Annotated in this window: 13 protein-coding genes; 8 read left to right on the top strand and 5 right to left on the bottom strand. The window is 69.1% G+C overall.

The window, feature by feature from the left end; translation table 11 throughout:
• Positions 1-23 precede the first annotated feature (23 nt).
• Together SYV04_RS16550 and SYV04_RS16545 are read left to right on the top strand one after the other, a co-directional pair.
• Positions 24-959 carry a sigma-70 family RNA polymerase sigma factor gene (locus SYV04_RS16550; protein ID WP_321546757.1) on the top strand — a complete coding sequence of 312 codons (936 nt, stop codon included), beginning with the start codon at positions 24-26 and terminating at the stop codon, positions 957-959.
• A gap of 152 nt (positions 960-1,111) precedes the next feature.
• Positions 1,112-2,536, top strand: a complete 1,425-nt coding sequence (locus SYV04_RS16545) for a right-handed parallel beta-helix repeat-containing protein (RefSeq protein WP_321546756.1) — start codon at positions 1,112-1,114, stop codon at positions 2,534-2,536.
• Between the two features lie 12 nt (positions 2,537-2,548).
• On the opposite strand, the gene SYV04_RS16540 is transcribed toward SYV04_RS16545, so the two are convergent.
• The 4 genes from SYV04_RS16540 to SYV04_RS16525 form a co-directional block, all read right to left on the bottom strand.
• On the bottom strand, positions 2,549-3,040 hold the full coding sequence (locus SYV04_RS16540) for a YkgJ family cysteine cluster protein (protein WP_321546755.1): 492 nt from the start codon (positions 3,038-3,040) through the stop codon (positions 2,549-2,551).
• A gap of 87 nt (positions 3,041-3,127) precedes the next feature.
• Positions 3,128-4,252: a hypothetical protein gene (locus SYV04_RS16535; RefSeq protein ID WP_321546754.1), complete on the bottom strand. Its 1,125-nt coding sequence runs from the start codon at positions 4,250-4,252 to the stop codon at positions 3,128-3,130.
• A complete protein-coding gene (locus tag SYV04_RS16530; RefSeq protein ID WP_321546753.1) occupies positions 4,252-5,088 on the bottom strand; it encodes an ABC transporter permease subunit in 837 nt (278 codons plus the stop codon). The genes SYV04_RS16535 and SYV04_RS16530 overlap by 1 nt, the downstream gene beginning before the upstream one ends.
• On the bottom strand, positions 5,085-5,996 hold the full coding sequence (locus SYV04_RS16525) for an ABC transporter ATP-binding protein (RefSeq protein ID WP_321546752.1): 912 nt from the start codon (positions 5,994-5,996) through the stop codon (positions 5,085-5,087). Before SYV04_RS16525 ends, SYV04_RS16530 begins: the two co-directional genes overlap by 4 nt.
• A 229-nt stretch (positions 5,997-6,225) precedes the next feature.
• On the opposite strand from SYV04_RS16525, the gene SYV04_RS16520 reads away from it, so the two are divergent.
• The 6 genes from SYV04_RS16520 to SYV04_RS16495 all read left to right on the top strand — a co-directional run bounded on the left by SYV04_RS16520 (position 6,226) and on the right by SYV04_RS16495 (position 11,236).
• Positions 6,226-6,429, top strand: a complete 204-nt coding sequence (locus SYV04_RS16520; RefSeq protein WP_321546751.1) for a hypothetical protein — start codon at positions 6,226-6,228, stop codon at positions 6,427-6,429.
• A gap of 63 nt (positions 6,430-6,492) precedes the next feature.
• Positions 6,493-6,783, top strand: a complete 291-nt coding sequence (locus SYV04_RS16515) for a hypothetical protein (protein WP_321546750.1) — start codon at positions 6,493-6,495, stop codon at positions 6,781-6,783.
• A gap of 90 nt (positions 6,784-6,873) precedes the next feature.
• Positions 6,874-7,842, top strand: coding sequence for a porphobilinogen synthase (hemB, locus tag SYV04_RS16510; protein WP_321546749.1), 969 nt, complete (start codon positions 6,874-6,876; stop codon positions 7,840-7,842).
• A 75-nt stretch (positions 7,843-7,917) separates the two neighbouring features.
• Positions 7,918-8,427, top strand: a complete 510-nt coding sequence (locus SYV04_RS16505; protein WP_321546748.1) for a hypothetical protein — start codon at positions 7,918-7,920, stop codon at positions 8,425-8,427.
• 23 nt (positions 8,428-8,450) lie between these two features.
• On the top strand, positions 8,451-9,068 hold the full coding sequence (locus SYV04_RS16500; protein WP_321546747.1) for an RDD family protein: 618 nt from the start codon (positions 8,451-8,453) through the stop codon (positions 9,066-9,068).
• On the top strand, positions 9,053-11,236 hold the full coding sequence (locus SYV04_RS16495; RefSeq protein ID WP_321546746.1) for a D-alanine--D-alanine ligase family protein: 2,184 nt from the start codon (positions 9,053-9,055) through the stop codon (positions 11,234-11,236). The genes SYV04_RS16500 and SYV04_RS16495 overlap by 16 nt, the downstream gene beginning before the upstream one ends.
• A gap of 3 nt (positions 11,237-11,239) precedes the next feature.
• Here the strand turns inward: SYV04_RS16495 and SYV04_RS16490 are convergent, their stop codons facing one another.
• Positions 11,240-12,256, bottom strand: a complete 1,017-nt coding sequence (locus tag SYV04_RS16490; protein ID WP_321546745.1) for an MBL fold metallo-hydrolase — start codon at positions 12,254-12,256, stop codon at positions 11,240-11,242.
• Position 12,257: the final 1 nt, after the last annotated feature.

Raw genomic sequence — 12,257 nt, 5'->3', positions numbered from 1 at the left:
GGCCCGCTAGATTGGGAGGCACCATGTCCTCCCCGTCCCATCCCGACAGCGCTCTCTCCGCCGCACGGCTGCGTTCCCGCGCCCTCGCGCTGCTGCCCGCCGGGACCGCGCGGGCGCTGGAGCCCGAGGAGGAGCTGGGGCCGGTGCTCCACGCGCTCTTCGAGGCGAGCGCCCAGGTCCGGGCACGGTTCGAGATCTCGGAGGATGACTTCCTCCAGGCGCTGCTGCGCCAGGTGAGCGGAGCGGGGGAGGGGGTGGCGACGCTGCGGTCCCTCCACGCCGAGGACCTCGCGCTGGCGATGGGCTGCGCCGCGGGCCACCCGGTGGCGCTGGCGGAGTTCGACCAGCGCTTCGGCGCGGACATGAGCGCCGCGCTGCGGCGGTTGGATCCCTCGCCCGGCTTCATCGACGAGGCGATGCAGGCCGTGCGCGAGCGGCTCTTCCTCCGCCGGGAGCGGAGCAGCCCGAAGATCGCCTCCTACTCCGGCACGGGCCCGCTGGGAGGCTGGGTGCGTGCCGTGACACTCCGGGCGGCCATCAACCTGCGTCGTGGAGCCACGGCCGAGGTGCCGTTGGATGAGCGGCTGGCCAAGGGGCTCGGGACGGACAGCGCGGGCCCGGAGCTTCAGCTCATCAAGAGCCAGTACCGCGAGGCCTTCCAGCAGGCCTTCCGCACCGCGCTCGACACGCTGACCGACCAGGAGCTCAACCTGCTGCGTCTGCACTTCGTGGGAGGTGCCAGCCAGGAGCAGCTGGGCAAGCTGTACACCGTACACCGCGTCACCATCGCGCGTTGGCTGACGCAGGCGCGGGAGCGACTGCTGTTGGCCACCCAGCGGGAACTGCGGTCCCTCCTGAAAGTGGAGCCCGAGGAACTCGAGGACATCCTCGAGCTGGTGCGCAGCCAGTTGGCCATCACGCTCACCCGCGCGCTCCGAGGCCGTGAGCAGCGAAGCTGAGCCGCGCCGATAGCTGCTCGCGTGGAGCCGCTGGGAGCTTGCGGAGGTCACACCCCGGTCGTGGCGTCTCTACCCCGAGGGATATGTACGGCCGTGTTCGCGCGGTCCGGGGGAGCGAGCCAATGCGCAGCAGGTTTGGGTGGATAGGGGTCGTGGTCCTGGCAACCTCTCTGGGCGGGTGTCGCTCCGTCGCCGACAAGGTCTCCAAGGAAGTGGAAGAGGTCATCGGGTCGAAGGACTCCAAGGACAAGGACACGAAGCGGCCCACTCCCAAGAAGAAGGAGGAGGAGGAGCGCCACGCCGAAGCAGGCACGGACGAAGCGCCGCTCGAGGCCGAGGAGGCGACCCCCGCTCAGAGCTATTCGCGGGAGTGGGTCGTGAGCCCGTCCGGTTCGGACGAGGCAGCGGGCTCGCGAGAGAACCCTTTCCGGACCATCCGCCGAGCGATCGAGAAGGCAGGGCCTGGGGAGGTCATCCGCGTCCAGGCGGGGCAGTACGCCGAGAGCGTCGTCATTGATGGAAAGGCCCGCAAGGGCACGAAGGACGCTCCCATCACCCTATTGGGAGAGGGAGAGCCGAAGATCGTTCCGGGCAAGTCCTCGGGAGCATTGCTCCAGGTCCGACGCCCTTACTGGATCATCGAGGGCTTCGAGATCGATGTCCGCGGACAGAGCCGTTTCGCCGCCGTCTTCGAGGGGGATACCCAGGGCGCCACACTGAAGCGCTCCCATCTGCACGGAGGGACGCTCGGAGGCGGGATCACCACTTACGGACAGGCGCACGGCGTCCGCATCGAGCGCAACCACATCCATGACTTCCACAAGCCGGGAGGGGATGACTCGCACGGCATCGTCATCCAGGCGACCTCACGGGACATCGTCATCCGGGGCAACGACATCCACGACACCTCGGGGGATGCCGTGCAGTGCCTCAAGCCGGACTCTGGAAGCCAGGCGCCCGCTCAGGACGTGGTCATCGAGCGGAACAAGCTGCACGCGACCGGTGAGAACGCGGTGGACATCAAGACGTGCCGGGACGTCGTCGTCCGCCACAACCGCATGCACGACTTCAAGAAGAGCTCCTCCTCGGCGGGGGAGGCCGTCGTCGTCCACTACTCCGCCAAGAACGTCCGCATCGAGGACAACGAGATCTCCAAGGCCGGCAAGGGCATCGCCGTCGGCGGTGTGACGGACGGCGCCAACCCCACGGACGTGGTGGTGAGCGGCAACACCATCCGGGAGATCACCTCCTCCGGCGGAAGTGACGGAGCCGGCATCCGCGTCGAGAACGCCAGCAAGGTGAAGGTCGAGGGCAACACCATCGAGGACACGGATGGGTACGGGATGATGCTCGGGCTTGGTGCCAATGGCGCGCCCAGCAGCGATCTGACCGTGAAGGACAACGTCGTCCGGACCGAGAAGCTCGTCCGGCTGGGGAAGAAGCGCCCCGGGCTGCGCATGGAGTCGAACCGCTATGCGCCTGGAGGGTTGTTCAAGGCCGAGCCCAAGGAGACGCGGGACTTCTCCCAGTGGAAGGAAATGACCGGCGTGGACAAGGACTCCAGCGTGGAGCACTGAGCCCGCAGGGGTTCAACCCCGGCCGTGGCGCCCCCGGAAGTGACGATCCAGGTACGCATTGGCCTGTTCCCAAGCGGTGCGGGCCTCGGGGGGTAGGGGCCCTCCGTTCTCCGGGAGGTCATCCCTCCGCGCCCGTTGCAGCACGGCTTGGGGCGCCTCTTCGCTGGAGGGAGCCAGCAGGGCCTCCACCGCTTGAATGCGCGCGTGTGCCCCGTCCACCACGGCGAGCGCTTCGTCCAAGGAGACCTCGCCCTCCGCCATGGCCATGAGCAGATAGCAGCGGTACCGGCGGCAGGCCTCGGGGCGCTCCGCGTAGACCGTGCAGCAGCGCCCATCCAGCGCGGTACACCGCTGCACGAGCGACGGCGTACCCTCCGGAGTCTCCATCACGGACAGGGACAGCCGCTGCATCGTGGCGACCTCCGCCTTCCTCAGTGGGACGGAGGCGAAGAGGTTGCCGTCACAGCACAGCCCGCAGCGCTGACAGAGGGTGGAGAAAGGCATATCGACTTCAACCCTCCGAAACGGGGCTCCCATCCTCGGTGGGTAGGGCAGGGGGCTGCGGCCAGGCAAGCCAGCGCTCCGAGCAGTTCACTGCCGTGTCTCCGTGGCCCCGGTGGCCTGCCGTTCATCCCGGCACCACTTGAGCCGTTCCTGGATGACCTCGAGCGGGACCGCCATCTCCAGCTTGAACGACGAGCCATCTGGCTGCACGCGCGCGAAGTCCAGCAGCTGCGCCAGATCCTTGTTGCCGTCCGCCTGGGCCTTGAGCCGCCCCACCGACAGCGCCGCGCCCAGCGACTTGCCGAGGTCCGTCACCGCCGCCGCGTCCGAGCCCCGCAGCTCCGCCACCATCGCCACGTCCGAGCGCGCGTCCAGGTGCAGCTCCACGTTGTCGGCCACCTGCTTCAGCCGCTGCGCCAGCTCCGCCTGCTCCGGAGGCAGCATCCGCGCGATCTGCTCCACCGACAGCACCCCGTACATCTCTCCGTACGTGCTGTTCTCGGAGATGATGGGAGGCTCGTTCGAGCCGCGTCCCTCCACCCGGTCGAGGACGTCCTTCACCGAGGAGGGCGTGTCGCCGACCACCAGCAATTGGTTGTTCCAGGTGCCCACCGCCGAGTCTCCACGGCCTCGTCGCGTGCCTCCATCCGCCTGCGCGATGACCACCTCGCCCGGCTCGTACACGCGCGCGCCTGGACCGTAGTCCGAGGACACCCGCTCCTGGAGCAGCTCCGTGAAGCGCGCTTTGCTGAAGTCCCCCGAGAGGATGAAGCCGTCATCCGTGATGACCATGCGGTCCAGATCCTGGAACGGATCCACGCCGCTGACCTGCCGGAACTCGTCCATCCGCTTGCCGCCATCGCGCATCATGCAATCCATCAGCAGCTCGCCGATGGGGGAGTGCCTCAGGGCGTTGGCTTCGATGACCACCGCCGACCGGCCCTTGCCCCGGGGCAGGGCGGCGAGCACCGGATCCCTCGGGCGCTGCGGCGTCGCCACCGCCGTCCCCGCGTCCTCGGGCCCGCGCGCGGGCAGCACCTGGGTGCGGCGGAGCTCGGCCCGCTTCCGCTCCTCCGGGCGCATCTTCCGAGGGAAGTCCACCTTGGGTGGCTCGACCTCCGGCTCTTCGCCCTGGCCGGTGAACATCAGCCCGGCGCCCACCGCCAGCAGCACCACCGCCAGGGCGAGCCACATGCCACGCCGTCGGTTCATCAGTAATCCTTCCCTTCGAAGCGCCAGAAGCCCACCGCGAGCACTCCCAGGCCGAACACCAGCACCCCCACCAGCAGCGTCTCCAGCGACTTCACACCCAGGGGCTGCGAGGCCGCAAGGTCCGCGGAGGCATCCGCCAGCGAGGACAGTCGCGGCAGCACCAACGTCACGCCCTTGAAGAGCTCTCGGCTCAGACCCTCCTCGAAGACACGGGCGATCGAGGAGCGGTAGCCGGCGATGATGCCGCCCACGAACATCAGGAAGCCCGAGGCCGCGCACAGCGCCGCGCTGCGCACCAGCGTGGCCGTGGTGAGCATCACCGCGTACACCGCCGCGAAGCTCACGCATGCCAGGAGCGCCGCCACCAATGGCCCCGCCGTCCAGTACCCCGTCTTCACCCCGAGAATCAGCAACAGCCCGCCCGCGCCATAGATCGCGCCGCACAGCGCCAGCGTCATCACCCCCAGGAACGTGCCCGCCAGGATGTGCCAGCGCTGGAGGGGCAGGGCGAGCAGGTGTTCGATCCGCCCCGGAGACATCAGGCTCGGCGCGAAGTCCGAGCAGGCGACGATGCCGAAGAGGATGCCTCCATAGAAGACGACGTAGGCGCACGCCTGGTAGAGCGGCCGCAGCGCCACGTCCACCGAGCGGATGCTGGTGTCCACCACCTTGCCGAACAGCCGCGTGGCCGCCAGCGCTCCGTCCAGCACCTCCAGCCGCAGGCTCAGCGAGATCACGAGCAGCAGCAGGGTGATTCCCACCAGGAAGGCCAGGATGAACTTGCGCGACGCCGCCTCGCGCAGCACGTAGCCGGCGATTCCGAACACGGGCCTCATGCCGCTGCCCCCACCGTGGAGGTGAGCACTGCTTCCAGATCCTGTCCGTCGCGCTTGAGTTCCACCAGCAGCGCCCCGGCCGCCCGTGCCCGGTCCAGCGCCGCGTTCAGCGCCGCCGGATCCGCCGCCTCGATATGGTAGAGCCCCTCCGAGCCCGTCGCCTGGAAGCCGGCCGAAGCCAGCGCCCCCGCGTCCGTGCCGGGAGCGAAGCGCACCGCCCACCTCGCCCCGCCGCGCGACAGTTCCTCCAGCCGTCCCTCGCGCAGCACGCGCCCGTCCGCGAGGATCGCCACGCGATCACACACGCGCTCCGTCTCCGCCAGCAGGTGTGAGTTGAGGAAGAGCGTGGTGCCGCGTCGCACCTCCTCTTGAAGGATGCTCCGCACCTCCACGCGGCCCATGGGATCGATGCCGTCGGTGGGCTCGTCCAGCACCAGCAGGGAAGGGGATCCCAGCAGCGCCGCTGCCAGCCCCAGCCGCTGGCGCATGCCCTTGGAGTACCCGCCGATGCGCCGCCCCGCCGCGGACGCCAGCCCCACGCGCTCCAGCAACCGCAGGTGCGCGGCCTCCTCCGGTCGCAGCCCCTTGAGCCGCGCCACGGTGTTCAGGAACGCGGTGGCCGTCCACGCCCCCGGCAGGTGCAGGCGCTCGGGCAGGTAGCCGATGCGCGCGCGGATGCGCGGGTCCTCCGGTGAGCCGCCCAGCACCCGCACGGTGCCCGCCGTCGGCTGAACGATGCCGAGGATGGCCTTGATGAACGTCGTCTTCCCGGCACCGTTGGGGCCAATCAGCCCGAAGGCGCTCCCCTCCGGCACGGTGAGGTCCACGCCCCGCAGTGCGTCATTTCCCGCACGCCCGAAGGCGCGTCGGTACGTCTTTCGGAGCCCGCTGACTTCGATGGCTGGCACGGTGCCACTCTAGACGATGCGGCCCGAGACCGATTGCCTCCAGGGAGGCCAGCCAGGCGTCCAAGCCCGCCGTGGGCCTGCTTGCGTCGTCACTTTTGCGTGGGTGGGAAGCAGTGTGCGCACTCCCGACGTTCCCTTGCGTGCGAAAGCACGGCTTTTCGCATGCTTCACCCAGGCTTACCTCTGGTCCGAGGTGTGCAAGGGCTCTGCTTACCAGGAGGAATGGACCATGACGTGGAGCGAGATTGTGGGGAATGAGTTGGCGCAGGCACGGCGTGAGCTGGCCGAGGCGGAAGAAGGCCTCAAGGCAGGCACTCCAGCGGCCCATGCGCGCTATACGCGGGCCCTCTTCGAGGCGGAGCGGGCCGAGCAGCGCGCCAACCAGGCTTCACGCCGCTCCTTCTGGAACGCCGGGCTCCTGCTGCAGAGCTGAGTCGGGGGGCCGCCGCGCCGCCTCCTGCGCGGTTTCCAAGGCTTGTTTGATATAGGTGCCAGCGTGGCGAAATCATGGCGCTGGCTGATACCTGTCGTGGGCCTGACGGTCGCCTTGTGTGGCGTGGGGGTGCTGCGCCTCTATCTCCACTTCAGCGACGAGGAGGCTCTGGAGCTCGAGGGCTTCCGCGAGTCCGAGCGGGAGTTCCGCTGCCGCCCGGGGACGAGCTTCCGGGGAGATGACCACAGCTTCAACTGTGTCGACGTCGACGGCTGCACCATCCAGGAGAAGGTGATCTTCGAGCGAAGGCTCCTCCGCACCTGCCCGGAGCAGGACGGGGGAACCGCGCGGTAGAGGGGCCCCCCGCCTTGCCGGCTGCCCGGGAGCCCAGCTCGGTCCACTTGAGGCTGGCGCGGGGCCATCAACGGTTTATACCGTCGAGCTATGGCTTTCCCCATCCACCGCCCCCGCCGCCTGCGTCGCTCCGCCGTCCTCCGGGACATGGTGCGTGAGACGACGCTGGAGCCCTCGGACTTCATCTACCCCCTCTTCGTCGTCGACGGCCGGGACGTGCGCCGCCCCATCGCCTCGATGCCGGGCATCTTCAACCTCTCCATCGAGCACGCCGTCGCCGAGGCGAAGCAGGCCAAGGCCCTCGGGGTGCCTTCCGTCATCCTCTTCGGCATTCCCGACCAGAAGGACGGCCGGGGCACGCAGGGCTACGCGCGCGACGGCATCGTCCAGCGCGCCATCCGCGCCATCAAGGAGGCCGTGCCCGAGCTGCAGGTCATCGCCGACGTGTGCCTGTGCGAGTACACCGACCACGGCCACTGTGGCGTCCTCGAAGGCGATCACGTGGCCAATGACGCCACCCTGCCGCTGCTGGCGCAGATGGCCGTCACGTGCGCCCAGGCCGGCGCCGACATCATCGCCCCTTCGGACATGATGGACGGGCGCATCGCCGCCCTGCGCAGGTCCATGGACGAGGCGCACCTGGTGGACACGCCCATCCTCTCCTACGCGGTCAAGTACGCCTCGGGCTTCTACGGGCCCTTCCGCGAGGCCGCTCAGAGCACGCCCCAGTTCGGCGACCGGCGCGGCTACCAGATGGATCCGGCCAATGCCCGCGAGGCCCTCAAGGAGCTGCGGCTCGACCTCGACGAGGGCGCCGACATGGTGATGGTCAAGCCCGCGCTCTCGTACCTGGACATCATCCACCGGGTGAAGGAGCACTGTCAGGTGCCGGTGGTGGCCTACAACGTGTCCGGCGAGTACGCCATGGTGAAGGCCGCCGCCCAGAACGGTTGGGTGGATGGCAATCGAGTGATGATGGAAATCCTCACCTCCATCAAGCGCGCCGGGGCCGACCTCATCATCACCTACCACGCCCTCGAGGCTTCCAAGCTCCTGTAGCCGACAGCCGGCGCGGGAAGTCTCTCGGACGGCTTGATCCGCACCCGGGACGCGCGCAAAGTGAGTTCCACAGCAATGCCCACGAAGAAGAAGCGTCCCAAGCGCAAGGCCGCCAAGCCTCCGCCCGAACGTCCCCGCCGCGCCGGCAAGCGCCCCGGTACGGGAAAGACGCCCGTCGTCCGGGCGCCGGGTCCCCTGCAATACAAGGTCGTCGAGCTGTCCACCGTGGATGAGGGCTCGCTGGAGCGCACCCTCAACGAGTGGATCCCCAAGGGTTGGAACCTCGATGGCGTGCAGTTCGCCATGCGCGAGGCCTCCAAGCGTCCGGCCATGGCCTTCGTCTTCTTCACCCGCGAGGGCGAGGCCGCCACGCACGACACCGAGGAGGCCCGTGGCCGGCTGATGCGGCTGTCGGAGACGGGCTCGCCCACGGCGGAGTTGATGGCGGACCACGCCCGTACGCACGAGAAGCGGGCCGGCGGAGGCCCTCGGCCGATCAGCGCCTACGAGCGGCTGGCGCAGCTCGCGGGCCTGGATGAGCCCGAGCCCCTGGAGAAGGGCCTCACGCTGGAGCCCGAGGAGTGAACCCCGGCCCCGAACGTAGCTTCATGGTGGCACCTCGGAGCGAGCGCGCGCTGCGCCTCGTCCATGAGGGCGATGCCATGGCCGGCTCTCCGTACCCCAAGGCCTCGCTGCTGCTGCGCGTGGGCGCGCGGCTGGTGGACGTGGCCGTGGCGTGGGGCCTGTGGGTCGTCTGCGGCGCCGCCGGCTCCGTGGTGGCGCTGCTGTTCCTGCTGCTGGCCGACGGCATGCTCCAGGGCCAGAGCGTGGGCAAGCGCATCTTCGGAGTGAAGGTGATGCACCTGCCGACCCGCTCGGCGGCGCGCCACCGTGACAGCACCCTGCGCAACGCGCCGCTGGCGCTCATCGTCCTGCTGGGGATGATGCCGCAGCCGCTGGGCCTGGTGGCCGGCGCCGCGGGCCTCGTCGTCATCGGCGGGCTGGAGGCGTGGCGCGTCCTCAAGGATCCGCTCGGCTGGCGGCTCGGGGACATGTGGGCCCAGACGCAGGTGGTGGATGGGAAGGTTGTCGCGGGCGCGACGGTTGCCGCCCGCACGCCCGTGGCGCATGAGCGCGCTCCGGGTCGACTCATGTCCGCGGCGAAGGTGCGCCGCGGGCGCTCGCTCAAGAAGGCGAAAAGGGAGAAGCCGTGCGCATCGCGCTGACGTACAACCTCAGGCTCTCCGACTCGGAAGAAGAGGCGGAGTTCGATACCCAGGAGACGGTGAACACGCTGGCGGGCGCCATCGAGCGGCTCGGCCACCGGCTGGAGCGCTTCGAGGTGAGCGGCCCCGCCTCGCGCACCGTCGCCCGGCTGGAGGCCTACAGCCCGGATCTCATCTTCAATACCGCCGAGGGGCGCCGCGGCCGCTTCCGCGAGGCCTTCTACCCGGCCCTCTTCGACGAGCTGGGCTTCCCGTACACCGCCAGCGACGCGTACGCCCTGGCCGTCACGTTGGACAAGCAGCTCACCAAGCTGATCCTCTCCAAGCACGGCATCCGCACGCCGGGCTGGCAGTACGTGGAGAAGCTCAGCGAGCTGACGGCCGAGAACCTGCGCTTCCCCGTGATCGTCAAGCCCAACTTCGAGGGCTCCTCCAAGGGCATCACCCAGGACTCCATCGCGGAGACGCTGGACGAGGTGCGCGCGAAGGTGGCCGACGCGCTGGCCAAGTACCCCGCCGGCGTGCTGGTCGAGGAGTTCATCGGCGGCAAGGACCTGACGGTGCCCTTCCTGGCCGCGGTGGACAATGACTACGACGGCGTGCTCACGCCGGTGGAGTACGTGGTCGACGCGAACGCCACGGCGGGCCGCAAGTACCAGATCTACGACTACGATCTGAAGGTGAAGAACTACGGCGCCGTGAGCGTGCGCGCCCCGGCGAACATCTCCGCGAAGACGGCGGAGGACGTGCGCAAGATGGCGCAGACGATCTTCCGAGTGCTGGACTGCCGGGACCTGGGCCGCATCGACTTCCGGCTCAGCGACGCGGGCGTGCCGTACTTCCTGGAGATCAACGCGCTGCCCAGCCTGGAGCCCGGCGCCGGCATCTACGCCTCCGCGGCGCTGGAGGGGCTGCACCTGGACGGGGTGATCGGCTCGATCATCCAGAGCGCCGCCAAGCGCTACAAGATCAAGGACTCGGCGCGGCGCCAGGGCAAGCCGGCGCGCAAGAGCGGCCCGCTGAAGGTGGGCTTCTCCTACAACGTCAAGCGCGTGAAGCCGACCGTGGATGCCTCCGAGGACAGCGAGGCCGAGTACGACTCGCCGTCCACGCTCCAGGCCATCCGCGAGGCCATCGCCTCGTGGGGCCATGAGGTGATCGACCTCGAGGCCACCGCGGAGCTGCCGAGTGTGCTCGCGAGCACGCCGGTGGACATCGTCTTCAACATCGCCGAGGGCTTCAAGGGCCGTAACCGCGAGAGCCAGGTGCCGGCGATGCTGGAGCTCCTGGACATCCCGTACACGGGCAGCGATCCGGCGACGCTCTCGCTCGCGCTGGACAAGGCGCTGGCCAAGAAGATCGTCCGCCAGGCCGGCATCCACACGCCGACCTTCCAGCTCATGCACACGGGCAAGGAGCGGCTCAACAAGGAGTTCACCAACTTCCCGCTCATCGTGAAGCCGGTGGCGGAGGGCTCCTCCAAGGGCGTGGTGAGCAAGAGCGTCTGCCAGAGCGAGGCGGAGCTGCGCGAGGTGGTGAAGGAGCTGGTGGGCAAGTACAAGCAGCCGGCGCTCATCGAGGAGTACATTGGCGGGCGCGAGTTCACCGTGGGCCTGCTGGGCGAGCGCCGGCCGCGCGTGCTGCCGCCCATGGAGATCGTCTTCCTCGACAAAGAGGAGAAGAACCCGGTCTACAGCTTCCAGCACAAGCTCGATTGGAACGATCGCATCCGGTACGACGCGCCCGCGAAGCTGGAGCCGGCGCTGCTGGAGAAGCTGCGCACGGCGGCGCGTGGCTCGTTCATGGCGCTGGGGTGCCGCGACGTGGCGCGCATCGACTTCCGCATGGATGACAAGGGGCGCATCTACTTCATCGAGTGCAACCCGCTGCCGGGCCTCACGCCGGGCTGGAGCGATCTGGTGCTCATCGCCCAGGGCGCGGGCATGGACTACCGCACGCTCATTGGCGAGATCATGGCCCCGGCCATCCGCCGCTACAAGGAGCGGGAGGCCCGTCGCGCCGCCGACGAGCAGGGGCCCACCAAGGTGCTGCTGGACAAGCCCGCTGGGGAGAAGTCCGCCCTGGAGGACAAGCCCGGCGGTGGCAACGGCGGCGGCCAGCACTCCGCCAGCGGTGAAGTGCCGCCGCGCACCGACGTGAAGGCCTGAGCCTCAGTGGACGTCGCGCCCCTCGCCGAAGCCGAGCACCCAGAACTCCGGCTTCGGTGAGGGTTGGGCCTCCACGGCCTCGAGCAGATCGGCGACGGGCTCCTCCTGCCCGTCATCCCCGAGGTGGAAGGTGCCGAAGTGCATGGGCACGCTCACCTTGGCCTCGAGGTCGAGGTGGGCTCGCACCGCCTCCTTCGGGGAGATGTGCATCACCTCCATGAAGGCCTCGGGCTTGTAGGCGCCGATGGGCAGCACCGCCAGGCGAGGCGGGCCGAAGCGCTCGCGCACCTGGCGGAAGTGCTTGCCGTAGCCGGTGTCCCCCGCGAAGTACGTCACCCCCGAGGGCCCCTGGAGCACGTAGCTCGTCCACAGCGTCCCGTTGCGGTCGCTCAGGCCCCGGTTGGAGGTGTGCTGGGCGGGGGCGCTCACCAGCTTCACCGCCGGTGTGAGTTGGACCTCCTGCCACCAGTCCAGCTCCGTCACGTTCGGCAGGCCCTTGGAGTCCAGGAAGGCCTTGTTGCCCAGCCCGGCGAAGAAGCGCGCGTTGGGGAAGTGCTTCGCCAGGCGCTTGAGCGTCGGCAAGTCCATGTGGTCGTAGTGGTTGTGGCTGATGATCACCGCGTCGATGGGCGGCAGGTCCTCGAAGCGCAGGCCGGGCGGGCGCACGCGCTTGGGGCCCACGAAGGACACCGGGCTGCAGCGCTCGGACCAGATGGGGTCCGTCAGCACGTTCACTCCGTCCAGCTGGAGCAGCGTGGTGGCGTGGTTGACGAAGGTGACGCGCAGGGCCCCGGAGGCCACGCGACGGGGTGGAGGAGGACCCGGAGGGGTGTCGGTCCACTCAGTCCAGGGGCCGGGCTGCCGGTTCAACTGCCAGTCCAGGATGCTCATCCGACGCGTGCGCGTCTCCTGGTTGACGAAGCGCTCGCCGTCGAAGTGCTCGGACCTCGGGCCTTGGTAGACAGGAGCGGCGAACGCATGGCAACCCGTTCCAATCCCTGTCACTCCCAGTAGGAGCAAG

The sequence above is a fragment of the Hyalangium ruber genome (genome assembly GCF_034259325.1).
In the GTDB taxonomy this organism is placed as follows: domain Bacteria; phylum Myxococcota; class Myxococcia; order Myxococcales; family Myxococcaceae; genus Hyalangium_A; species Hyalangium_A rubrum.
The sequence above is the reverse complement of the archived record's forward strand: the minus strand, read 5'-3'. Positions and strand labels throughout refer to the sequence as shown.